This is a genomic window from Thermanaerovibrio acidaminovorans DSM 6589 (assembly GCF_000024905.1).
GTDB classification, from domain to species: Bacteria; Synergistota; Synergistia; order Synergistales; family Synergistaceae; genus Thermanaerovibrio; species Thermanaerovibrio acidaminovorans.
Genome location: NC_013522.1, coordinates 1,611,496 through 1,634,591 on the forward strand (window position 1 = coordinate 1,611,496; position 23,096 = coordinate 1,634,591).

The 23,096-nt window shown below is 55.7% G+C and carries 16 protein-coding genes and 3 rRNA genes; all 19 read right to left on the reverse strand.

The window, feature by feature from the left end:
• Positions 1 to 28 precede the first annotated feature (28 nt).
• The 19 genes from TACI_RS07990 to TACI_RS08080 all read right to left on the reverse strand — a co-directional run bounded on the left by TACI_RS07990 (position 29) and on the right by TACI_RS08080 (position 23,052).
• Positions 29 to 3,130, reverse strand: coding sequence for a type I restriction endonuclease subunit R (locus TACI_RS07990; protein ID WP_012870273.1), 3,102 nt, complete (start codon positions 3,128 to 3,130; stop codon positions 29 to 31).
• Positions 3,127 to 4,251: a restriction endonuclease subunit S gene (locus tag TACI_RS07995; RefSeq protein ID WP_012870274.1), complete on the reverse strand. Its 1,125-nt coding sequence runs from the start codon at positions 4,249 to 4,251 to the stop codon at positions 3,127 to 3,129. The genes TACI_RS07990 and TACI_RS07995 overlap by 4 nt, the downstream gene beginning before the upstream one ends.
• Positions 4,248 to 5,816, reverse strand: a complete 1,569-nt coding sequence (locus TACI_RS08000) for a type I restriction-modification system subunit M (protein WP_012870275.1) — start codon at positions 5,814 to 5,816, stop codon at positions 4,248 to 4,250. Before TACI_RS08000 ends, TACI_RS07995 begins: the two co-directional genes overlap by 4 nt.
• Before the next feature lie 4 nt (positions 5,817 to 5,820).
• Positions 5,821 to 6,042 carry a helix-turn-helix domain-containing protein gene (locus TACI_RS08005; RefSeq protein WP_012870276.1) on the reverse strand — a complete coding sequence of 74 codons (222 nt, stop codon included), beginning with the start codon at positions 6,040 to 6,042 and terminating at the stop codon, positions 5,821 to 5,823.
• A gap of 241 nt (positions 6,043 to 6,283) precedes the next feature.
• A complete protein-coding gene (locus TACI_RS08010) occupies positions 6,284 to 7,327 on the reverse strand; it encodes a glutamine synthetase beta-grasp domain-containing protein (protein ID WP_012870277.1) in 1,044 nt (347 codons plus the stop codon).
• A 90-nt stretch (positions 7,328 to 7,417) separates the two neighbouring features.
• Positions 7,418 to 8,977 carry an L-serine ammonia-lyase, iron-sulfur-dependent, subunit alpha gene (locus TACI_RS08015; RefSeq protein WP_012870278.1) on the reverse strand — a complete coding sequence of 520 codons (1,560 nt, stop codon included), beginning with the start codon at positions 8,975 to 8,977 and terminating at the stop codon, positions 7,418 to 7,420.
• 390 nt (positions 8,978 to 9,367) lie between these two features.
• Positions 9,368 to 9,483, reverse strand: a 5S ribosomal RNA gene (gene rrf / locus TACI_RS08020).
• Between the two features lie 39 nt (positions 9,484 to 9,522).
• A 23S ribosomal RNA gene (locus tag TACI_RS08025) occupies positions 9,523 to 12,496 on the reverse strand.
• A 101-nt stretch (positions 12,497 to 12,597) separates the two neighbouring features.
• A 16S ribosomal RNA gene (locus TACI_RS08030) occupies positions 12,598 to 14,121 on the reverse strand.
• The 16S, 23S and 5S rRNA genes sit together here, the layout of an rRNA operon.
• A 203-nt stretch (positions 14,122 to 14,324) precedes the next feature.
• Positions 14,325 to 14,585, reverse strand: a complete 261-nt coding sequence (locus TACI_RS08035; protein ID WP_012870279.1) for an HPr family phosphocarrier protein — start codon at positions 14,583 to 14,585, stop codon at positions 14,325 to 14,327.
• 3 nt (positions 14,586 to 14,588) lie between these two features.
• Positions 14,589 to 14,954, reverse strand: coding sequence for a DUF1667 domain-containing protein (locus tag TACI_RS08040; protein ID WP_242601212.1), 366 nt, complete (start codon positions 14,952 to 14,954; stop codon positions 14,589 to 14,591).
• 7 nt (positions 14,955 to 14,961) lie between these two features.
• Positions 14,962 to 16,218 carry an NAD(P)/FAD-dependent oxidoreductase gene (locus TACI_RS08045; protein WP_012870281.1) on the reverse strand — a complete coding sequence of 419 codons (1,257 nt, stop codon included), beginning with the start codon at positions 16,216 to 16,218 and terminating at the stop codon, positions 14,962 to 14,964.
• Between the two features lie 3 nt (positions 16,219 to 16,221).
• Positions 16,222 to 17,706, reverse strand: coding sequence for an NAD(P)/FAD-dependent oxidoreductase (locus TACI_RS08050; RefSeq protein ID WP_012870282.1), 1,485 nt, complete (start codon positions 17,704 to 17,706; stop codon positions 16,222 to 16,224).
• 154 nt (positions 17,707 to 17,860) lie between these two features.
• The gene (gene glpK / locus TACI_RS08055; protein ID WP_012870283.1) at positions 17,861 to 19,390 is read right to left on the reverse strand and encodes a glycerol kinase GlpK; all 1,530 of its coding nucleotides are present in this window, start codon (positions 19,388 to 19,390) and stop codon (positions 17,861 to 17,863) included.
• 47 nt (positions 19,391 to 19,437) lie between these two features.
• Positions 19,438 to 19,833 (reverse strand): dihydroxyacetone kinase phosphoryl donor subunit DhaM, encoded by a 396-nt coding sequence (dhaM, locus tag TACI_RS08060; protein ID WP_012870284.1) that lies wholly within the window; start codon positions 19,831 to 19,833, stop codon positions 19,438 to 19,440.
• Positions 19,830 to 20,450 carry a dihydroxyacetone kinase subunit DhaL gene (gene dhaL, locus TACI_RS08065; protein WP_012870285.1) on the reverse strand — a complete coding sequence of 207 codons (621 nt, stop codon included), beginning with the start codon at positions 20,448 to 20,450 and terminating at the stop codon, positions 19,830 to 19,832. The genes dhaM and dhaL overlap by 4 nt, the downstream gene beginning before the upstream one ends.
• 3 nt (positions 20,451 to 20,453) lie before the next feature.
• Positions 20,454 to 21,452, reverse strand: coding sequence for a dihydroxyacetone kinase subunit DhaK (gene dhaK / locus TACI_RS08070; RefSeq protein ID WP_012870286.1), 999 nt, complete (start codon positions 21,450 to 21,452; stop codon positions 20,454 to 20,456).
• 66 nt (positions 21,453 to 21,518) lie between these two features.
• Positions 21,519 to 22,247 (reverse strand): MIP/aquaporin family protein, encoded by a 729-nt coding sequence (locus tag TACI_RS08075; protein WP_012870287.1) that lies wholly within the window; start codon positions 22,245 to 22,247, stop codon positions 21,519 to 21,521.
• A gap of 232 nt (positions 22,248 to 22,479) precedes the next feature.
• A complete protein-coding gene (locus TACI_RS08080; RefSeq protein ID WP_012870288.1) occupies positions 22,480 to 23,052 on the reverse strand; it encodes a glycerol-3-phosphate responsive antiterminator in 573 nt (190 codons plus the stop codon).
• Positions 23,053 to 23,096 lie beyond the last annotated feature (44 nt).

A 23,096-nucleotide genomic window follows, 5' to 3' on the forward strand; every position in this document is an offset into this window, starting at 1 on the left:
AAAATGCTCCTTTATCATACGGTATAGACTACACCAAACCTAAATACTTTTCAAAGAATACCATCAGCTTTTCGATAATTCCTTGTTTTTTCGCGGCTCTGCCTCCGCCAAAGCGGGATACAGGTGGCATGATTTTATCAATATCTGTACCGGTTGTTTTAAGCATTCCATCTCGGAAAGCATTGTCGATGAAACGGCGGGTTTCTTCGGGCTTTAATTTTTCTTCTTCTATAATTGCTGAAATATCTTCTTCTTTACGCTCATGGAGGAATTTTCGCCAATCCTCATCCACTTTGGTCGATACATTGACTTGCTCAATAAAACGCTCGATAAGCTCTTTCTTACTTCGAAGTTCAATACTCGAATTGATAGCCTTATCAATGGTCGTAAGAATGGTTTTATCCTTGCAGTTGGATTGTTGATATTTGGCTACAAGCATAAGGATGTAGTCAATATTTACCTCTATCTGCTTGACCAGTTCAATCTCAAAAACTATGTCATCATTGATAGTTTCTTTGTCACCATCAGCACCTTTTCTGTATTCCTGATACAGGTCAATATAAATGCTCTGATAGTCCTGAAAATCCCTTTCAGATAAAATCTCATTTCCTTCAAAGTCATCGAAAGAAGTAAGAATATTTCTGAGCCTGAGTATTGCTCCATATAACCTGATAAAGTCTTTTTCCGCTTCTTCTCCGAGAATAGGTTGTCCAAGGGGATACTGTGTTGTAAGAGTTGCAATCAATTCTGCATAGCCCGGCTTATACTCACCTTTATCATCATAGCCGTTATAGTATTCTTCGTATGTTTTTAACAGTACAATACCGCCAGCATCCTTATTGCCGAATAGTGCAATAGCTTTGTCTGTTTCTTCTTTCAAATCTCTAAAGCAAACGATATTACCATAGGTCTTAACGCTGTTTAGGATGCGGTTAGTTCTTGAAAAAGCCTGAATCAATCCATGCTGTCTCAGGTTTTTATCTACCCATAGCGTATTTAGGGTTGTTGCATCAAAGCCTGTCAGGAACATATTGACAACAATCAATATATCAATCTCCCGATTCTTTACACGAAGAGAGAGGTCTTTATAATAATTCTGGAACTTATCCGAGGAAGTATCGTAATTCGTACTAAATGTGGAATTGTAATCTCGGATAGCTGCCTCAAGAAAATCTCTGGAGCTCTGGTCAAGGTTTTCCATATTAAAATCCTCTTCAGGAAGCAATCCATCTGGCTCTTCTTCATTTGCACTAAAACTGAAAATAGTTGCAATGGTAAGGTTACGGTTCTTTTCCGCTATCTGCTTCTTAAACTCATTATAGTATCTGATTGCCATTGGGATGGATGCAGCAGCAAATATGGAGTTGAAACCGGCAACTCGCCTTGTTTCACGCTTTTCTATCATCTTTTTAGGGTTGTGCTTATCTGCTTCTTCCCATTTCGCAGAGAATGTGTAATAACTATTGCGCTTCGTCTTCTGATCAAAGTGTTCAAGAACATAAGAAACAATTTCACTGATTCGCTGTGGATCTGCTAAGGCTTTTTCTCTGTCAATGCTATAGACTTTTTTATCATTAACGTAATCAGGCATCTTAATGGTATTGATAAAATCTATTCTAAAAGGCAGAACATTCCCATCATTGATGGCATCCACAATGGTATAAGTATGCAGTTTTTCTCCAAAAACCTGCTCGGTTGTACGAAGCAGTGGGTTACCTCCTGAACTGGCATTAGCAGCAAAAATCGGAGTTCCCGTAAAGCCGAAGATATGGTAGTTCTTAAAGCTCTTCGTGATAGCTTGATGCATTTCACCAAATTGGGAACGGTGACACTCATCAAAAATCAATACCACATGTTTCTTATAAATATCATGCTGTTTGTTTTTTCGAATAAATATATCCAGCTTCTGAATAGTGGTTACAATGATTTTGTATTCATGAGGATTTCCTTTTTCATCCCTGTCCTCCAATTGTCTTTGAAGAACTCTTGTGGACGTATTACCGTTAGCTGCCCCTTTTTCAAAACGGTCATATTCCTTCATAGTCTGATAATCTAGGTCTTTACGGTCAACGACAAACAGTACCTTGTCTATGTAAGGCAAGGCAGAAGCTAATTGGGCTGTCTTAAAACTGGTCAATGTCTTACCAGAGCCTGTTGTATGCCAAATATATCCTCCAGCTGCAGTTGTGCCCATCTTCTTGTAGTTGGTTGATACTACAATACGTGATAATATACGTTCTGCAGCAGCTATTTGATAAGGACGCATTACAAGGAGCAGATCTTCAGATGTAAAAATACAATATTTTGTTAGTATATTTAAGAGGGTATGCTTGGCAAAAAATGTTTTAGTAAAGTCCAGAAGGTCAGGAATAATTTTGTTGTTTGCATCTGCCCAAAAGCTGGTAAACTCAAAGCTATTGCTTGTTTTTTTGCTTCTTCGACGTTCACTGCTATTTTGCTCCTTGATATGTGCGTTTCTTGTGGTGTTGCTATAATACTTTGTATGGGTGCCATTTGAGATTACAAATATTTGCACATACTCAAATAAACCAGAAGCCGCCCAAAAGCTGTCACGTTGGTATCTTTTTATCTGGTTGAAAGCTTCACGGATAGCAACACCACGACGCTTTAACTCTACATGAACTAGTGGAAGTCCATTGACAAGGATTGTTACATCATATCGGTTTTCATGCTTGCCGCCTGCTTCTTCGTATTGATTAATAACTTGCAAGCGATTGTTATGGATATTCTTTTTATCCAAAAGGTATATGTTCTTTGTTGTTCCATCTTCACGTTTTAGAATCTGGATATGGTCATCCTGGATTTTTCTGGTCTTTTCAACAATTCCCTCATTTGTATTGGCAATACATTCTGTAAAAAATCTGTCCCATTCGCTATCAGTAAATGTAAAATCATTAAGCAGTTCAAGTTGCTTTCGAAGATTTTCTATCAATGAAGCTTCATTGTGCACTGAAATATATTCATATCCTTGTGAAGTTAGTTGCCTGATAAACTCCCGCTCAAGTTCTGCCTCGCTCTGATACTTTTCAGGACGAACATTGTATTCAGCTGCATATTCAGCAACAACCGTTGCTTCATCAGTACTGGCAACGATGTTGTAAATGCTCATCCCGTCACCTCCTTAAAGGTTAATAGCTTGTCCCTGTAATATTCATATTGCTTTTGCCGTGCTTCGATTTCAGCAGGAATGCCGCTGGTTAAGTCGTTGCAGAGAGCGTCAAAGCGATCGAGGATAGCGACGATGCGTTCTTTTTCTTCAAAAGACGGAGCAGGAACTGGTATCTTGTTAAGATTCTCTTGTGTCAATTTTGGTTGTGCCGCAGTTGATAAAAAACGACTTAAGTCAATCATGTTCAGGTAGTATTCAATAAACTTTCTATCTTCATATGTTTCGAATTCCAATACATGAGCATGGTTGTTTACCCATATCTTTCCAGACGCAGAAAAAGCAATAGGGGTTACTCTTGCCACAAGATTTGCACCATCTTCTGAAACTAACAAGTAGTCACCGTCGAAAATATAGTCGTCTACATAGTCAACAATTCCAGAGGCTCCATAGTACGGATATTCACCCGCTTTACGTTTCCCTTTAGCGACAGGTTTACGCTTAGAATCAAGGTTGATTGCAACCTCTCCCAATGTCGTCCACTCTACCTCATCACCAAACGTAAGCAGAAAATCCCTATAATACTCATACTGCTTTCTTCTTGCTGTAAGCTCTGCTGTAAGCTCTGCTGTAAGCTCTGCTGTAAGCTCTGTGAAATTGTCCAGAATACGGACAATTTCCTGCTGCACAGGCAGTGGAGGGAGGGGGATTTGAAAATTCTCTATCATTGGTTTACGAATAGACGTTACCGTTGCATTAACTGCTTTCATAATAATAAATTTTTTGAAGTTCGCTGATAAACAGTAATATGTGAATTTAGTATTAACATTTGGATCAATCAAATGGATTCGATAAGCTCTTTGGTGTAAGTCATATTTTCCGTTCACATAATGAAAAATATCTCCAATTCCACCTTCTCCAGGAATTATAATTGCTTCTTCATCAAATAAATATCGATTACTGCGAAGTATATTTTTTGACCGAACATAAAAAGGATATTCTCCATCATCAACTGCATTTACACGATCACTACTACCTGTGCCTACTTCAGCAATTTGTTTTAGAGGCACATACTTAACCCCACTTGGACAAAGTTCAGCAATCAGTTCATCTAACTTACTCATTTGCCCACCTCAATTTCTGCAATAATCTTATCTATTTCTTCCCTTAAAATCTGCTGTCTCGCCACGATTTTTTCTATTTCAGCATTGAGGGCAACAATATCAATCTTTTCCCGTGTATCCTCCTGTTCAACATAGGTAGCAACAGACAGGTTATAATCTTGTTCAGCTATTTCACTGTTTGGCACAAGCCTGGCAAAGTGCTCAATATCTTTCCTATCTATATAAGTGTTAAGAATGTTCTTAATATTTTCCTGTGTTAGTTTGTTGTTATTCGTAACCTTGACAAATTCCTTTGATGCATCGATAAATAAGGTACTATTGTCTGATTTAGATTTCTTTAACACCATAATGCAGGTAGCAATGCTGGTACCATAAAACAAGTTATCCGGTAACTGAATGATACAGTCGATATAGTTATTGTCAATCAGGTACTGCCTGATTTTCTTTTCAGCACCACCGCGGTACATTACACCGGGGAAACAGACAATAGCCGCTGTTCCGTTTGTTGCAAGCCATGAGAGACTATGCATAATAAAAGCAAGATCTGCCTTGGATTTAGGAGCCAATACTCCCGCTGGAGAAAAACGGGGATCGTTAATCAAAATAGGATCACTATCGCCCTTCCACTTAATTGAGTAAGGTGGATTTGATACAATGGCTTCAAAAGGCTCATCATCCCAATGTTGCGGATCTGTTAGTGTGTCCCCAAGGGCAATATCAAATTTGTCATAATCAATATCGTGCAGGAACATATTAATTCTGCACAGGTTGTAGGTTGTAATGTTGATTTCCTGACCGAAAAACCCTTGACGTACATTTTCTTTTCCTAAGATTTTTGCAAACTTTAAGAGTAGAGAACCAGAACCGCACGCGGGGTCATATACCTTGTTGACTTCAGTTTTTCCCACGATTGTAAGATGGGTAAGGAGTTCAGAAACCTCCTGCGGCGTATAGTATTCACCACCACTTTTTCCTGCATTGGATGCATACATACCCATCAGGAATTCATAGGCATCACCGAATGCATCTATGGTATTGTCTTTGTAATCTCCCAGCTTCATTTCTCCAACAGAATTCAATAGCTTAACCAGCTTTTCATTACGCTTTGCTACAGTGTTGCCCAGCTTATTGCTGTTAACATCAATATCGTCAAACAAACCTTTGAAGTTATCTTCGCTCTCTGTTCCTTGCGCAGATGCTTCTATATTACTGAAAATCTGTTCCAGTGTTTCATTTAAGTTTTCGTCATCCTTTGCACGAGCTCGGACATTTTCAAAAAGTTCGCTGGGTAAAATAAAAAAGCCTTTTGTCTTAACCAAATCCTCTCGTGCCTGTTCTGCTTCTTCGTCGGATAGCTTGGCATAATCAAATTCCGTATTGCCAGCTTCCCATTCTCCGGCGTTAATATAGGCGGTAATATTTTCAGATATGTAGCGGTAAAACAGCATACCGAGAACATATTGCTTAAAGTCCCAGCCATCTACACTGCCTCTTAAATCATTTGCCATATTCCATATCGTACGGTGTAATTCCGCCCGTTCCTGTTCTTTTCTGTTATTTTCCATAACTCTACTCCCTTTCTTCAACCATATTTGGCACTAATTCCATGATATCTTTAAAATCGACACCAAGTGCCGTACAAACCTTTATAAGAACGTCCATACTGACATATTCGTTTTTAGAAAGCTTGGAAATTGACGATGGACTTATTCCCGCAGCAGCTTGTAAATCTTTCTTCTTCATATCGCGGTCTATCAACAATTTCCAAAGCTTTTTATAGCTAACGGTCATCTTGGTCACCTCTTTATATCTTTTTTCCATTATAGCACATTTTCTTCAAACATAACATGATAATTCTGCGTTTGTGAAGGAATTTTACAATATTAACAAAAATAATGACCGTTGTGTATGCCTTTCATTTTTCTCTTTTATTCAAATAAATACTTTTAGACAAAAAAGTCTGTAAGTCTATTTGTAAAACCAAAGGAAAAGTTATAACATTAAGCCTTCTTAAACTTAATACCACTTTCGCTCAAATTTGAGCAAAAGCACAATCATTACAGCCGTCTTTACGGAAAAAAGACAGGCTGTTTTTTATTTTAGGGGTTCGAATCAATAGAATTCTTCGCTTATGAATGCTGTTGGTGCTGGGGTTGGTGAAGGCCAGCAGGCTTCCGGTGAGGCTGTGCTCCAGGAGCCCCGCCACGTAGGCCAGCCCCTCCCGGGACAGGCCACAGGCCCCATCCCCGGGGAAGATGCTCCTGCCACCCCTCTCCAGGTACTGGTGGACGTGCATCCCGTTGCCCGGCATCCGGTACAGGGGCTTGGGCATGAAGGTCACCTTGAGCCCCATCTGGTCCGCCACGGAGGAGATCATCCACTTGGCCAGGCACACGTTGTCCGCCGCGCTCACCAGGTCTGCGAAGTCCAGCTCTATCTCCAGCTGGGAGGCCCCCACCTCGTGATGGTGGTACTTGACCGGTATGCCCGCCTCCTCCATGATCCTCACCGTCTCGTTCCTGAAGTCGAAGAACCGGTCCTCCGGGGGAAGCTTGTGGTAGCCCTTCAGGGGGCCGAACCGCTGATCCCGGCAGAAACCCTCACCCAGGCCCTCCCGGGAGGACACCGAGTAGTAGGAGTGGTCCAGGCCGGTGGAGTACTCCACCGAGTCGAACACGTAGTACTCCAGCTCCACCAGCATCCTGGCCTGGTCCGCCACTCCGGTGGACCTGAGGTGCTCCAGGGTCCTCTTGGCCACCGACCTGGGGTACTGGTCGAAGGGCTCCCGCTCGGTGGACACCACGTCGCAGATCACGTGTAGCACCGAAAGGCCCTCCCGGTCCTCCAGCCAGGCGGCGTGGCAGTCCGGGATGGCCACCATGTCGGACTGGTGAACCTTGGCGAAACCGTAGTTGGAGGCATCGAAGCCAACCCCGTCGGAGAAGATCTCCTCCGAAACGTAGCCCCTGGGAAGGCTGACGGACCTCATCCCCCCCGCCAGGTCGTACATGACCAGGTTAAGGTAGTCCGCCTCGATCGCCCCGGGCCTCAACCCCTCCAGCCTCCTAAGCCTCATGATCTCTCCTCCTCCACCGGTTTTGCCCCTTCAAAGGCCCAAAGACGCGGGCTCAGGGATTACAATTATGCCCCAGCTGATCCTAAAGATCTAGACTTTTCGCAATCGATCGTCAACCCCGAGGGCCATGGCGGAGGGACAGAGGGCCAGGCCCCCCCGGGAGGTGCACCGGAGCTCCGGGGGAAGCATCCGGCCCACCTGGTCCACCGCCCACAGGGTCTCGTCCAGGGGGACTGGGCTCTCGTAGCCCCCCATCACCAGGTCCGCACAGAGGAGAGCCATGGAGGCCAGGGCGGCGTTCCTGCTGTGGCAGGGAACCTCCACCACCCCCTGAACCAGGTCGCAGACGGAGCCCATCACGTTCTGGAACACCGTGGCGGCGGCGTCGCAGGCCCGTTTCGGGGTGCCCCCCAGGGCCTCCACCACCGCCGCAGCGGCCATGGCCCCTGCGGCCCCTATCTCCACCTGGCATCCGCAGGCCTCGGCGGCGAAGGTGCTCACCCGGTCAAGGCACTGCCCCACCGCCCCGGCGGCCCAAAGTCCCCTGAGCACCATCTCCCGGGGAACGTCCAGGTCCTCCAATAGGGTCACCAGGACCCCGGGGAGAACCCCTGCGGATCCCCCGGTGGGGGCGGCGCAGACCACCCCGCCGGAGCTGTTCACGTGCATGGCCGCCGCGGCCCGAAGGGCCGCCATGAGGTGAGGCCCCCCTATGGGGAAACGGCCCTCCCTATGGGCCTCCAGAAGCCCGCCGGCGAAGGGCCTGATGAGCCTCATGGGGGACTCGATCCTAAACCCATCCTCCACCGACCGGATCATCACCCGGAGGCGCCCCTCCATCTCCCGGTCCAGCTCCTCAATGGGGATCCCAAGCAGGCTCGACTCGCTCAACAGCGCCGCCTGACCCAGGGACAGGCCCCGCTCCAGCGCCAGGGATACCAGCCCCGCCGCGTCCGAACAGAGCTCCTCCCCCGCCAGTGGATACATGACGGGTCCGCAGGACCGCACCAGCCACCCCTCCTGCTCCGCCAGGACAACCACGTAACCCATGAGCTCCCCCGGGGGAGCCGAGTGGGACGAGGCCTGAACCAGGCACCTATCCTGGACACAGGCCAAGGAGGGCTCCCGGTCCCAGGAGGACAGGGCCTGGCACGCCAGGTCCGCATGCTCCGCCGGGGCCTCCACCAGAAGGTGGTACCGGTCCCCGGTGATCATCACCGGGAAGCGGTCCAGGGAGGCGATCTCCATGGAGCCTCCACCCACGGACCGGCCGTGGGCGGTGAGGATCTCCCCGCCCCGGCCCTTCAGGTGGAAGAGGACGCTGTTGGGATGATCCGCCTCCGGGAAGGGGGCGAGCTCGAAGTGGGCCCGAAACCCCATCCGGGGGGCCAGGCGGACCAGGTCATGGAACCTTAGGTCCGTCAGCGGCAGGTCCAGTAGGCCCGCCAGCATGGCCAGGTGACTCCCCTGGGTCTCGTAGCAGACCCCGATGGAGCTGGAGGGGTCCATCACGATCCGGGCCTCCTGGGGCTCGGATCCCAAAAGGTCCCGGAGCACCCGGCCGATCCTCCAAGGCCCCGCGGTGTGGGAGCTGGACGGCCCCCTCATAACCGGGCCTATCACGTTGTTGAGTATGCTCACCCTCTTCATCCACATCCCCCCTATGGCGGCCCGATCTCAGATACCGCCCCCAAGGAAAGGCTAGCACATCATCGGAATATCCGTGAAGAGATCCAGCTAGGCAAAGTCCATTAGACCCATCCACTGGGTGGCACGAAATCGCCCGGTCGATGGGTCGACCGGGCGGGTGGTGTTTGACCAGCTGATGGGGACACCAACAGCAAAAAGAAAGGCCTGTCCCCCTAGGGGAGGCGAGAGTCGTCCGTTATAGTTAATGGGTCCACAGGATGAAAGGGGGTTTATATTAAAGCAACGCCAGGAATGCCCTTACAAAAGTCATCGGCATCGAGGGCATCCGGGATCCATAATAAACATAGCGGTGGGTCTGAGATGTGTTCTCAGTCCCACCGCTACAATAAGGACCGGCGGCGACCTACTCTCCCACGGGTACCCCCCGCAGTACCATCGGCGCTGGAGGGCTTAACTGCCGGGTTCGGCATGGATCCGGGTGTTTCCCCTCCGCTATGGCCACCGGAAATCTGGATGTTCCCCTAATTGGGTTACATGAGGAAGATGGGGTTAAGGCCTCGGCATATTAGTACCGGTCAGCTCAACGGCTCGCACCGCTTACACCTCCGGCCTATCTATCCTGTCATCTGCAGGATGCCTTACCTGGTTGCCCAGTGGGGGATCTCATCTCGGGGCCGGTTTCCCGCTTAGATGCCTTCAGCGGTTATCCGATCCGAACATGGCTACCCGGCTTATGCAGCTGGCGCCACAACCGGTACACCAGCGGTTCGTCCACTCCGGTCCTCTCGTACTAGGAGCAGATCCCCTCAAATCCCCTACGCCCGTGGTGGATAGGGACCGAACTGTCTCACGACGTTCTAAACCCAGCTCACGTACCGCTTTAATGGGCGAACAGACCAACCCTTGGGACCTTCTCCAGCCCCAGGATGCGACGAGCCGACATCGAGGTGCCAAACCTCCCCGTCGATGGGAACTCTCGGGGGAGATCAGCCTGTTATCCCCGGGGTAGCTTTTATCCGATGAGCGATGGCCCTTCCACTCGGTACCACCGGATCACTAGGACCGACTTTCGTCTCTGCTCGAACTGTCGCTCTCACAGTTAAGCCACCTTATACCCTTGCGCTCAACTCGCGATTTCCATTCGCGATGAGGTGACCTTCGCGCGCCTCCGTTACTCTTTAGGAGGCGACCGCCCCAGTCAAACTGCCCACCTGACAGTGTCCCGCTTAGCGGTTCAGCTCTAGCGGTTAGAACCCCAGCAACCTAAGGGTGGTATCCCAACGACGGCTCCATCACACCTGGCGGCATGACTTCTACGCCTCCCACCTATCCTGTACAGAGATTGCCAAGACCCAATATCAGGCTACAGTAAAGCTCCACGGGGTCTTTCCGTCCCACCACGGGTAACTGGCGTCTTTACCAGTACCACAATTTCGCCGGGTCCCTCGTCGAGACAGCGCTCAGATCGTTACACCATTCGTGCAGGTCGGAACTTACCCGACAAGGAATTTCGCTACCTTAGGACCGTTATAGTTACGGCCGCCGTTTACTGGGGCTTCGGTTCAGAGCTTCGCCTGACGGCTAACCCCTCCCCTTAACCTTCCAGCACCGGGCAGGTGTCAGACCCTATACCTCGGCTTGCGCCTTCAGCAGAGTCCTGTGTTTTAATTAAACAGTCGCCTGAGCCTGGTTTCTGCGACCCCACAGCGCTTACTCCGCTTCCAGATTCACGCCACAGGGCACCCCTTCTCCCGAAGTTACGGGGTCAACTTGCAGAGTTCCTTAACGAGGGTTCTCCCGTTCACCTTTGCCTTCTCAGCTTGCCCACCTGTGTCGGTTTACAGTACGGGCGCTGGTAACACTCCCTAGAGGCTTTTCTCGGCAGCTTGGCATCTGTGCCTTCCCGCGTATAACCGCAGTCCCCATCAGATCTCAGGCTCACGCCAGGCGGATTTACCTACCTGACACCCTACATCCTTAGACCGGGACTTCCATCACCCGGCGCACATAGCCTCCTGCGTCACCCCATCGGTAATAACGCGCACCAGCGGGGCCGGATTGTCTACCGGCTGTCCATCACCTACGCCTCTCGGCCTCGGCTTAGGTCCCGCCTAACCCTGGGCGGACTGACCTTCCCCAGGAATCCTTGGGCTTCCGGCGGGCAGGGTTTACACCTGCCTAACGCTACTCATGCCGTCATTCTCACTTCCGTACGGTCCACCAGACTTCACAACCTGACTTCGCCCCATACGGAACGCTCCCCTACCCATGTGCGGCATAACCACACATGCATCGGCTTCGGTGCCGCGCTTAGCCCCCCACATTTTCGGCGCAGGAGCGCTCGACCAGTGAGCTGTTACGCACTCTTTCAAGGATGGCTGCTTCTAAGCCAACCTCCTGGCTGTCTCAGCACCCCCACATCCTTGTAACACTTAGCGCAGGCTTCGGGACCTTAGCCGGATGTCTGGGCTCTTTCCCTCTCGACCACGGATCTTCTCACCCGTAGTCTCACTCCCAACTGCGTGTAACGGTATTCGGAGTTTGGTTGAGCTCGGTAGACCCATCGGCCCCCTCACCCATCCAGTAGCTCTACCCCCGTCACACCTCCACGTCGAGGCTGCACCTCAATGCATTTCGGGGAGAACCAGCTATCACCGTACTCGATTAGCTTTTCACTCCTATCCACACCTCATCCAAGCCTTTTTCAACAGGCCCTGGTTCGGTCCTCCATCCGGTGTCACCCGGACTTCAACCTGGACATGGATAGATCGTACGGCTTCGGGTCTATGGCATGCGACTAGCGCCCTATTCAGACTCGGTTTCCCTGCGGCTACAGACCTAACAGCCCTTAACCTCGCCACACACCATAACTCGACGGCTCATTTTCCAAGAGGCACACCGTCACCGCTCGCGCGGCTCCGATTGCTTGTAAGCACGCGGTTTCAGGTCTATTTCACTCCCCGCCAGGGGTGCTTTTCACCTTTCCCTCTCGGTACTGATACACTATCGGTCGCCAGACGTATTTAGCCTTAGACCGTGGTCGGCCCTGATTCAGACGGAATTCCACGTGCTCCGCCCTACTCGGGATCAGGCTTAGCCAGAGCTCATCGTTTCGCGTACGGGGCTATCACCCTCTGCGGCCCGCTTTCCCAACACGGTTCCGCTACAATGAGCCTTTCTCACTGACCGGACGAGATGCGGCCCGCCCCCAGCCTGTCCCTCTACCCACCGCGCGCAACGCCCGCACGCTTACACGCACAGTGTTTAGGCTGCTCCCCTTTCGCTCACCACTACTCAGGGAATCTCTTCGATTTCTCCTACCTTCGGCTACTGAGATGTTTCACTTCGCCGAGTGCCCGCCCCATAAAGGGCGCCGGAACTACTCCCGGCAGGTTGCCCCATTCGGAAATCCACGGATCAACGGCCGCTTGCGCCTCCCCGTGGCTTTTCGCAGCTTGCTACGTCCTTCATCGGCATCTGGCGCCTAGGCATCCCCCGCGTGCCCTTAATACCTTAACCCCATCTTCCTCATATAACCCCAAAAGAGGACTCTGTCATTGTGCATGTCCAAAACAGGCCAGGGGAGACCAAAGACGAACCCTCGTAAACTTTCTCCTTAGAAAGAAGGTGATCCAGCTGCACCTTCCGGTACGGCTACCTTGTTACGACTTCACCCCCCTTACCAAGCATCCCCTTAGGCACCTCCCCCCCTCGCAGGTTAGGCCGGTGACTTCGGGGTACACCCAACTCGGGTGGTGTGACGGGCGGTGTGTACAAGGCCCGGGAACGTATTCACCGCGGCTTGGCTGATCCGCGATTACTAGCGATTCCGGCTTCATGCAGTCGAGTTGCAGACTGCAATCCGAACTGGGACCGGCTTTCTGGGATTCGCTCCACCTCGCGGTCTCGCTCCCCTCTGTGCCGGCCATTGTAGCACGTGTGTCGCCCTGGGCATAAAGGCCATGATGACTTGACGTCGTCCCCACCTTCCTCCGCCTTGTCGACGGCAGTCTCGCCAGAGTCCTCGGCTCTCCCGTTAGCAACTGGCAATAGGGGTTGCGCTCGTTGCGGGACTTAACCCAACATCTCACGACACGAGCTGACGACAGCCATGCAGCACCTGTGTAGGCTCCCTGAGTTACCCCAGGGTCGTTCAACTTTCATCTCCCTACCACCTACATGTCAAACCCAGGTGAGGTGCTTCGGTTTGCATCGAATTAAACCACGTGCTCCACCGCTTGTGCGGGCCCCCGTCAATTCCTTTGAGTTTCAGCCTTGCGGCCGTACTCCCCAGGCGGGATGCTTATCGCGTTAACTCCGGCACGGAGGCCATACGACCCCCACACCTAGCATCCATCGTTTACAGCTGGGACTACCGGGGTATCTAATCCCGTTCGCTCCCCCAGCTTTCGCGCTTGAGCGTCAGTAGCGGTCCAGGAAGCCGCCTTCGCCACTGGTGTTCCTCCCGATATCTACGCATTTCACCGCTACACCGGGAATTCCACTTCCCTCTCCCGCACTCTAGCCAGACAGTATCAACCGCAATCCGTGAGTTGAGCCCACGTCTTTCACAGCCGACTTATCCAGCCGCCTACGCGCTCTTTACGCCCAGTAATTCCGGACAACGCTCGCCCCCTACGTATTACCGCGGCTGCTGGCACGTAGTTTGCCGGGGCTTCCTCGTGTGGTACCGTCACATCCTTCTTCCCACACAACAGAGGTTTACATCCCGAAGGACTTCTTCCCCCACGCGGCGTCGCTGGGTCAGGGTTGCCCCCATTGCCCAATATTCCCCACTGCTGCCTCCCGTAGGAGTCTGGACCGTATCTCAGTTCCAGTGTGGCCGTACACCCTCTCAGGCCGGCTACCCGTCATCGCCTAGGTGCGCCATTACCACACCTACTAGCTGATAGGCCGCGAGCCCCTCCCAAGCCGGATCACTCCTTTAACGGTCTCCCGCCTATGGGGTATTAGCTGCCGTTTCCAGCAGTTGTCCCCCTGCTTGGGTCAGGTTCTCACGTGTTACTCACCCGTCCGCCACTATCAGTAGGATCCAGCAAGCTTTCACCTACTAACCGTCCGACTTGCATGTGTTAAGCACGCCGCCAGCGTTCGTCCTGAGCCAGGATCAAACTCTCCTAGCAATTCCTAAACTCAAAAGAGCCCGCCATGCCCACTAAGCCCTAAACCTAGTGGCAGTCTCCCCTTATAAACCTGTCATGGTACCCCCGCAAGAACCGCTCAACCGCCGCCCCCGCGGGACAAGGCGTAGTGTAATACGCCCCGGGCGTTACGTCAACACCCGGGGCGAAGAATACTTTTTAGGACACTAGGGCTAGTGTTGAGTTCAGATGCTGGTGTCGGTGGCCACCGCCTTCAGGGCCTCCAAAGCCGCCTCGGCACCATCACCCTCCGCCTCGATCCTTATGGTCTCCCCGGGCTCGATCCCCAGGGACATGATCCCAAGGATGCTCTTGGCGTCCGCGCTCCTGTCCCCCTTGTAGACCTTGACGCTACAGGGGAAGGAGGCCGCCTTCTGGACGAAGACCGCGGCAGGGCGGGCGTGAAGCCCATGGGGGTTCATGACCATCACTTCGATGCTCGGCATTGATCAGGACTCCTTTCGCTTTAGTGAGCGGCTGGCTACGATGTCAACTCCGGTTCCGCATACATCAGCAATTATAACCTGTCCTATCGATACCGGCGCAACCACCTTCACCCGGGCAAGCTCCCGGGCCACATCGAAGACCCTGCTCAGCGGCAGGGGCCTGGCACTCCTCACGGGACACACGCTGAGCACCCCACCCTCCACCCGCACGGTGGAGGTGAAGACCCGAACCGGATTCCTGACCTCCGCCTCCGCGTAGGTCTGCCCCCTGGGGCAGGTGTTCCCCTTCACCGACACCACCTGGTCTCCCTCCACGTGGACCTCCATGGTGCAGCCCACGGGACATGACACGCATATCATCTTCCGCATCTCCACGTCAGCGCACCTCCTCCACATGGACCTGGATGGCCTTCACGTCATCTCCCAGGGACCTCAGCGCCTCCGCCTTGATCTTGAGCTCGTTCATCTCCCCCGGCCTGGCGTACCTGAGGTTGGCGGATCCCACGTCCGGCATGGTCACGATCCTGCACCGCCGCTCCACCGGCTCGCTCACCCGAAGGAAAACCATGGAGTCCTCCTGATCTCCAACCACCTGGGGGGACAGGAGCCTAACCCCCCTGCCGGGCTCCACCTGGAACGTCCTCCCCGGGGATCTCAAGGTCCCCAGCGCGTACCGGGCCGCGTTCTCTCCCGCCCTAAGTCCCTCGGCGCTGACCCAGTCCACCAGGTCGTACACCACCACCACGTTCCCCGCGGCGAAGACGTTGGGCTTGGAGGTCTGAAGGAACTGGTTCACCTTGGGCCCCCCGGTGAGCGGGTGGATCTCCACCCCCGCCATCCTAGAAAGCTCGTTCTCCGGGATGAGCCCCACCGCCAGAAGAAGGGTGTCGCACTCTATGGTCCTCTCGGTACCCGGGATGGGGGACTTGTACTGGTCCACCTGGGCCACCGTCACCGCCTCAAGCCGATCCTTCCCGTGGACCTTGGTGACCGTGTGGTCCAGGTAGAGGGGCACCCCATAATCATCAAGACACTGAGCTATGTTCCGCCTAAGACCACCGGGCCAGGACATGAGCTCGAACACCGCCTCCACCTTGGCCCCCTCCAGCAACATCCGGCGGACCATTATGAGGCCGATGTCTCCAGACCCCAGCACCACCACCCGCTTGCCGGGCATGTAGCCCTCCATGTTGACGAACCGCTGGGCGGTGCCGGCGGTGTATATCCCCGCGGGCCTGGAACCCGGGACCCCAAGGGCCCCCAGAGGACGCTCCCTGCAACCCATGGCCAATACGGTGGCCTTGGGGCGCACGTGCTCTATCCCCCTCTCGGGGTTCATGGTCCAGAAGGACCCGTCCTCCTCCATATGGAACACCATGGTGTTGGTGACGAAGGTCACCCCCGCCTCATGGGCCCTCTCCAGGTAGCGGTGAACGTACTCCGGTCCGGTCAGCTCCTCCTTGAAGGTGTGAAGGCCGAAACCCGGGTGGATGCACTGCTGCAGTATCCCCCCCAGGTCCCAGTCCCGCTCGAACACCACCACGTTCTCCGCCCCAGCCCTCCGGGCCCCCACCCCGGCGGCTATCCCCGCCGGGCCGGCGCCTATTATGGCCACGTCGATGTCCCTCAACATAGCTCAAGCCCCCTCCTTCTCAAGCCAGGGGCTCTTGGTGGGCCCCGTAAGAAGCCTGGAGTGACCTCCGTGCCGGGTTACCTCCTCGGGGGAGATCCCCAGCTCCCTGGCCAGGATCTCCACCACCCGGGGACCGCAGAAGCCCCCCTGGCAGCGCCCCGCCCCCGCCCGGGTCCAGATCTTCACCGCCGCCACCGTCCTGGCACCCCGCCGGATGGCCTCCACCACCTGGGCCTCGGTGACGGTCTCGCAACGGCACACTATCTGACCGTACCGGGGATCCTCCCGGGTGAGCCGGGCCCTCTCCTCCATGGAGAGCTCCGCGAACCGGGGGATGTGCCGGCGCACCGGCACGAAGGATGGATCCTCCTCAAAGCTCAAGATGTCCCCGTAGCAGTCCTTGAGCATCTCCACCACCCGGACCGCTATGGCGGGGGCGCTGGTGAGCCCCGGGGACTTTATCCCCGCCACGTTGAAGAAGCCCCGCAGGGACTCCACCGGTCCTATGTGGAAGTCACCCGAGTCCGAGTTGGCCCTAAGGCCCGCGAAGGTGGTTATGGCCATGTTCCTGGGGATGGAGGGGATCAGCTTCAACGCCCCGTCGAAGACCTCCTTGAGGCCCTCCCCGGTGGTGGAAGTGTCCTCCTTGGAGGCCTGGGCCACCGAGTTAGGGCCGATCAGGAGGTTCCCGTCCACCGTCCGGGCCACCGTTATCCCCTTGCCCTTGGCGGTGGGACAGGGGAAGAAGAAGCTCCTCACCAGATTCCCCACGCTCTTGTCGAAGATGAAGTACTCGCCCCTCACGGGGGTTATGGTGAAGCTGTCGTCCCCCGCCAGGGCGGACAGCTCGTCGCTGTGGACCCCTGCGGCGTTGATCACCACCGGGGCCAGGAAGTCGCCCCGATCGGTGGACACCCCCACCACAGAACGACCCGACTGGTCCTTGATGAGCCCCGTGACCCGGGTGCCCAGGAACAGCTCCACCCCGTTGGCCTGGGCGTTGTCCATGAAGGCCAGGACCGCCTCGAAGTTGTTCACCATGCCGGCGGAGGAGCACCACAGGGCCGCCACTATGTCCCTGGAGGCGTTGGGCTCCCGGTCCCTCAGCTGGTCCCCAGATATGATCTCCAGCCCCATCACCCCGTTGGTGCGACCCTGCTCCAGCAACATCTCCAGGTGACGGACCTCCTCGGGCGCGAAGGCGCACACGTAGGACCCGCAGGGGTCAAACTGGAAGTCCAGTTCCTGGTGAAGCTGGTGGTAAAGCCGGTTCCCCTTGGCGCACAGGGAGGCCTTCACGGTGCCCGGCTTGTCGTCGAAGCCCCCGTGAACCATGGAGCTGTTGGCCCGGCTGGCCCCCGACGGGATGTCGTGGGCCTTGTCCAGCACCGCCACCCGAAGACGGTACCTGGACAGCTCCCGGGCGATGGCGGAGCCGCATATGCCGGCCCCAACCACCACTACGTGATACTTCCTATCCTCCTTCATCGACTCACCCCCGCCCCCCTCCCTCAAAATAGAGAGAGAGGGTATGCACATGCTGCCGTGCATCCCTCTCTCAGCTCTGTACGCACGAACCTTACCAAATATTCAGGATACAGCTGTCAGAGCTACTAATCAACTTTGTTACTTTGAAAACTACCTAGTCGATCCAATTCTGAGCCTTGGATATGGCCTTCTTCCAGCCCGCGTAGGCCTCCTCCCGCCTCTCCTTGGACATGAGGGGATCGAAGCGGCGATCCTCCGCCCAGTGCTCCTTCAGCTCGTCGGTGGACTTCCAGAAGCCCACCGCAAGACCCGCCGCGTAGGCGGCCCCCAGGGCGGTGGTCTCGTTCACCTGGGGACGCACCACCTTGGACCCCAGGATGTCCGCCTGCATCTGCATGAGCAGGTCGTTCTTGACCGCCCCACCGTCCACCTTGAGCTCCGCCAAAGAGACCCCGGAGTCCTTGTTCATGGCCTCCACCACGTCCCTGGTCTGGTAGCAGATGCTCTCCAGGGTGGCCCTTACGATATGCTCCTTGCGGATGTAGCGGGTGAGCCCCACGATGGCCCCCCGGGCGCTCATGTCCCAGTAGGGAGCGTACAGGCCCGAGAAGGCGGGGACGAAGTATATCCCGCCGGAGTCCTCCACCTTGGAGGCGAAGTACTCGCTGTCCGGCGCCTCATCGAAGAGCCGCAGGTTGTCCCGGAGCCACTGGACCGCCGCACCGGTTATGGCGATGGAGCCCTCCAGGGCGTAGACGCACTTGCCCTCCTCCAAACTGTAGGCGGCGGTGGTCAGAAGCCCGTTCTTGGAAGGGGACGGGGTCTCCCCTATGTTCATCAGCATGAAGCACCCAGTCCCGTAGGTGTTCTTGGTGTCCCCCTTGCCGAAACAGGCCTGGCCAAAGAGGGCCGCCTGCTGGTCCCCCAGGTCCCCCGCCACGGGTATCTCAGCCCCAAAAGGACCGTCCGCCCTGGTGTGACCATACACACAGCTGGAGGGCATTATCTTGGGCATCATTGCCAGGGGCACGTCCAGGAAGGAGGCCATCTCCTCGCTCCACTGGAGGGTCTTGATGTCCATAAGAAGCGTCCTGGAGGCGTTGGACACGTCGGTCACGTGCACACCCCCGTCGGGGCCACCGGTCAGGTTCCAGATGAGCCAGGTGTCTATGTTGCCGAAGAGGATCTCACCCTTGGCAGCCCTGTCCCGAGCCCCAGGCACGTTGTCCAAGATCCACTTTATCTTGGTGCCGGAGAAGTAGGGGCTGATGAGAAGACCGGTTATGTCCTTCACCTTCCCCTCCCCGGTCCTGGACTGCTCCCAACCGGGAACCTTCTGCCATTCGGCGCAGAAGTCCTGGGTCCTCATGCACTGCCAGACTATGGCGTTGTAGATGGGCTTGCCGGTGGCCTTCTCCCAAACCACGGTAGTCTCACGCTGGTTGGTTATGCCTATGGAGGCTATCTCGTTGGGATCTATCTCCCCCTTCTCCAGGGCTCCCCGGATCACGTCCTTGGTCCTGGACCAGATCTCCATGGCATCGTGCTCAACCCAGCCAGGCTTGGGGTATATCTGAACATGCTCCATCTGATGGGAGCAAACCGGCAACCCCTTCTCATCGAAAACCATGCACCTGGTGCTGGTAGTACCCTGATCGATGGCCACCACGTACTTCTTGCTCAACCTCATCTCCCCCTTTTCTCTGCTTGTCTCCCGTTTCCGCTTCAGACCTAGCGCTTGGACTTCTCCAGGTTCCTGGCCTCGAAGACCGTCCTAGCCACCTCATCGAGGCCGGAACCCACACTGGCCTGCACCGCCCCCATCATGGCCCCCTCCAGAACCGGACCGTCGGCTATCACCACCCGATCCGGCTGGGGCAACATCTCCAGCGCCGCCCGGGCGGACAGGACCGCGCTGCCCAGGTCGGGCACCACCACCACCCCGTCGCAGCGATCCAGCAGCTCCGTCAGGGCCTCGTAGATGGCGGGCACGCTGGTGCCAAGCCCCCCGTCCTCGGATCCGCCAACCCCCACCACCGGGACAGACCCCTGGGACATGGCGGAGGCTATCTCCGATATGCCCTGGGCGGCCTTGGGACTGTGGGAAACCACCAGGATCCCTATCATGCCACCACCGCCTCCTTGAGACACGAAAGGAGCAGGTAAGCGGAGGTGGCCCCCGGGTCCTGGTGCCCCACGGACCTCTCCCCCAAGTAGCTGGCCCGGCCCTTCTTGGCCAACATGGGGATCGTGGACTTCATGCCCTCCTCCGCGGCGCTCACCGCCCCCTCCAGGGCGGAGGCCTCGTCGGAGCCGGAGGAGAGGGCCTCCAATGCGGGGTACAGGGCGTCCAGCATGGTCTTCTCCCCCTTCTCCGCCTTGCCAAGGGCCACTATGCCCCGGACCCCCTCCGCCATGGCCTCCGACAGCTCCGCCAAGGTGGCCTCCCGCTTGCCCGCCAGCTTCATGGACATCTTCATGAACAGGGTGCCGTACAGGGGACCCGATGCACCCCCAACACTTCCCATGAGGGCCATGGCCACGTCCTTGAACACCCCGCCTATGTCCTGGTAGGAGCCCCCGGACACCTTCTCCAGCGCCTTCTTGAACCCCCGGCTCATGTTTATCCCGTGGTCCGCGTCACCTATGGCGGAGTCCAGCTCCGTCAGGTACTCCCGATGGGCCTCCATGGCCTCCGCCGCCAGCTCCACGAACCGGCGGGCCCCATCTACGGTGAGACCCATGAACTACCTACCCCACCTCAAGGCCGGAGTGTGGACCGGGTAGTCCCACAGGGCCTTCAGCTGACTGTCCAGCTTGAGCAGGGTTATGGAGAAGCCCTGCATCTCCAGGCTGGTTATGTAGTTCCCCACCAGGTTCCGGGAGATGACTATCCCCTTCTCGTCCAGGAACGCCTTAAGGTCGTTGTAGACAATGAAGAGCTCCATCAGCGGAGAGCCTCCCATGCCGTTCACGAAAGCCAGAACCTCATCCCCAGACTGGAACGGCAGGTCGGACACTATGGCCTCCCCCATGGCCCTCACTATCTCCCGCACCTGGGTCATGGGACGACGCTCCCTTCCGGGCTCCCCGTGGATCCCGATGCCCAGCTCGTACTGGTCCTCCGGCAGGTCGAAGGTGGGCTTCCCCGCGGCGGGGACCGTGCAACTGGTGAGCGCCATGCCCATGCTGCGCACGTTGGCGTTCACCTTGGCGCAAACGTCCCGCACCTCCTCCAGACTCCCCCCCAGCTCCGCCATGGCGCCGGCGATCTTCTCCGCCATGACCGTGCCGCCCACCCCCCGGCGGCCCGCGGTGTAGAGGCTGTCCTTCACCGCCACGTCGTCGTCGATCACCACGCTCTCCACCCGGATGCCCTCCGAGGCCAGCATCTCCTGGGCCATCTGGAAGTTCATCACATCCCCGGTGTAGTTCTTGACTATGAACAGGACCCCCTTGCCCCCGTGGACCGCCTTGGCGGCCTCGTACATCTGATCCGGGGTGGGGGAGGTGAACACCTCGCCCGGACACGCGGCGTCCAGCATCCCGTAACCCACATACCCCCCATGAAGGGGCTCGTGGCCGCTACCACCACCGGATATGAGAGCCACCTTGGGACGAGGAGCATCGGCCCTCAAGACCGCCTTGACCGACGGATGGATCCTCACCAGATCCCCGAACGCGGCACCCAAACCCGACAAGGATTCGGTCACCACGCTATCCACCTGGTTTATGAGCTTCTTCACCGCCTACCACCTCCGGATCCTAATACATGGAGCCTCTTGCAGACTAAGGACAACCCACCAAGGCCACTAGACCAGCCCCAGGGCCTTGGCGATGAAGAATGCCGCAGCACCCCCGCAGAAGGGGGCCACCACGGGAACCCAGGCGTAACCCCAGTCGGAGTCACCCTTGCCGGGAATGGGAAGCACCGCGTGGGCGATCCTGGGACCCAGGTCACGGGCAGGGTTGATGGCGTATCCGGTGGGACCTCCCAGGGAGGCGCCGATGCCGTAGACCAGCATGCCCACCAGATATGGGCCAAGGCCAGCGGTTATCCCCCCAACGTTCTTGGAGAAAACGCACATGATGGGGATGATGAGGAAAAGGGTGGCGATGAACTCGGTCATGAAGTTGGCGGGGATGTTGCGCACCGCCGGACCGGTGGAGAAGATGCCAAGCTTGGCCCCCTTGTCCTCGGTAAGCTCCCAGTGGGGAAGGTAGATAAGGTACACGATCACCGCGCCGCAGAAGGCCCCGGCCAGCTGGGCTATCATCAGCGTTATCGCCAGGGAGAAGTCGTAGACCCCCGCCAGGGTCTTGAAGAGGGTAACCGCCGGGTTGATGTCCGCCTGGGGCGAGCCGGTGGCTGTGGCGGTGAAGACCCCAAAGACCACCGCCATGGCCCAGCCGAAGTTTATGGATACCCAGCCGGCCCCCTGCCCCTTGGACTTGGCCAATAGGACGTTGGCCACGCAACCGCAACCGAAGGTGAGAAGAACCATGGTGCCCAGGAACTCCCCCAAAACAGGCCCTTGCATCCTACACATCTCCCTTCCTTGTCAAACACCCAGGGGGACCAGCCCCCTGCCCAAGCCCACAAGCGCCCTCATCCTGCAAGCTCCGCACATCACCCCCTTTTAATTCAAACTATCAAAAAAGAGAGCAGCTAAACCATCCCTGGCCTGGCCGCTCTCTTCATCTCTGGAGCCGAATATTCGGTTTTTCTCCAATCGCCAAACAAGCCTACGGCGGCGCCGGCCCAGCCTCCAGCTACCAGAGATCAACCCGGCTGGTGGACACCCCCAGGACCCCCTTATCCAGGATGGCCCTGACCTGCTCCCGGGTCTCAACCAGACCCCCAGCTATCAGAGATCCCCCCAACTCCAAAAGGCGCCCCTTCTCTACCCCCATCACCGCCACCCCGGGCAACACCTCCAGGAAGTCGGGCTTGAGGGAGGATACCAACGACTTGCCCTTCCGCACCGCATCGGAGTCCAGCAGAAACACCCGAAGCACCGTCACCAACCCCATGGCCTTGGCGGCATCTATGACCCCCTTGTGGGTGCTTATGACCCCGAAGGGCCTGGCATTGTCAACCATGTAGCGGATCCCCGACTGGTCCGCCTTCAGCCCCTCCACCAGGTCCACGTGGACGAAAGGCATGTGCCCCCGGGCGGTGAGGGATGACACGGTCTTGAAGAGATCCTGCAGGGTGGAACCCAGGACGAACACGCACCGAGGCTCCTCGAAGGACAAGACCCTCCGCAGGGCCTCCTCGGAGCGAACCGCGCATATCACCGGCCTGGAAGATAGACGATCCTTAAGGAGCCTTACCTTATCCAACTAGAGCACCCCCGCAGAGACGACAGATCGGATGGAGAGAGGTG

What these genes read in the sequence shown, in the direction of transcription:
- TACI_RS07990 (WP_012870273.1), bottom strand. Translation starts at nt 3,130, where the DNA reads ATGAGCATTTACAACATCGTTGCCAGTACTGATGAAGCAACGGTTGTT.
- TACI_RS07995 (WP_012870274.1), bottom strand. Translation starts at nt 4,251, where the DNA reads ATGAGTAAGTTAGATGAACTGATTGCTGAACTTTGTCCAAGTGGGGTT.
- TACI_RS08000 (WP_012870275.1), bottom strand. Translation starts at nt 5,816, where the DNA reads ATGGAAAATAACAGAAAAGAACAGGAACGGGCGGAATTACACCGTACG.
- TACI_RS08005 (WP_012870276.1), bottom strand. Translation starts at nt 6,042, where the DNA reads ATGACCGTTAGCTATAAAAAGCTTTGGAAATTGTTGATAGACCGCGAT.
- TACI_RS08010 (WP_012870277.1), bottom strand. Translation starts at nt 7,327, where the DNA reads ATGAGGCTTAGGAGGCTGGAGGGGTTGAGGCCCGGGGCGATCGAGGCG.
- TACI_RS08015 (WP_012870278.1), bottom strand. Translation starts at nt 8,977, where the DNA reads ATGAAGAGGGTGAGCATACTCAACAACGTGATAGGCCCGGTTATGAGG.
- TACI_RS08035 (WP_012870279.1), bottom strand. Translation starts at nt 14,585, where the DNA reads ATGCCGAGCATCGAAGTGATGGTCATGAACCCCCATGGGCTTCACGCC.
- TACI_RS08040 (WP_242601212.1), bottom strand. Translation starts at nt 14,954, where the DNA reads ATGCGGAAGATGATATGCGTGTCATGTCCCGTGGGCTGCACCATGGAG.
- TACI_RS08045 (WP_012870281.1), bottom strand. Translation starts at nt 16,218, where the DNA reads ATGTTGAGGGACATCGACGTGGCCATAATAGGCGCCGGCCCGGCGGGG.
- TACI_RS08050 (WP_012870282.1), bottom strand. Translation starts at nt 17,706, where the DNA reads ATGAAGGAGGATAGGAAGTATCACGTAGTGGTGGTTGGGGCCGGCATA.
- dhaM (WP_012870284.1), bottom strand. Translation starts at nt 19,833, where the DNA reads ATGATAGGGATCCTGGTGGTTTCCCACAGTCCCAAGGCCGCCCAGGGC.
- dhaL (WP_012870285.1), bottom strand. Translation starts at nt 20,450, where the DNA reads ATGGGTCTCACCGTAGATGGGGCCCGCCGGTTCGTGGAGCTGGCGGCG.
- TACI_RS08075 (WP_012870287.1), bottom strand. Translation starts at nt 22,247, where the DNA reads ATGCAAGGGCCTGTTTTGGGGGAGTTCCTGGGCACCATGGTTCTTCTC.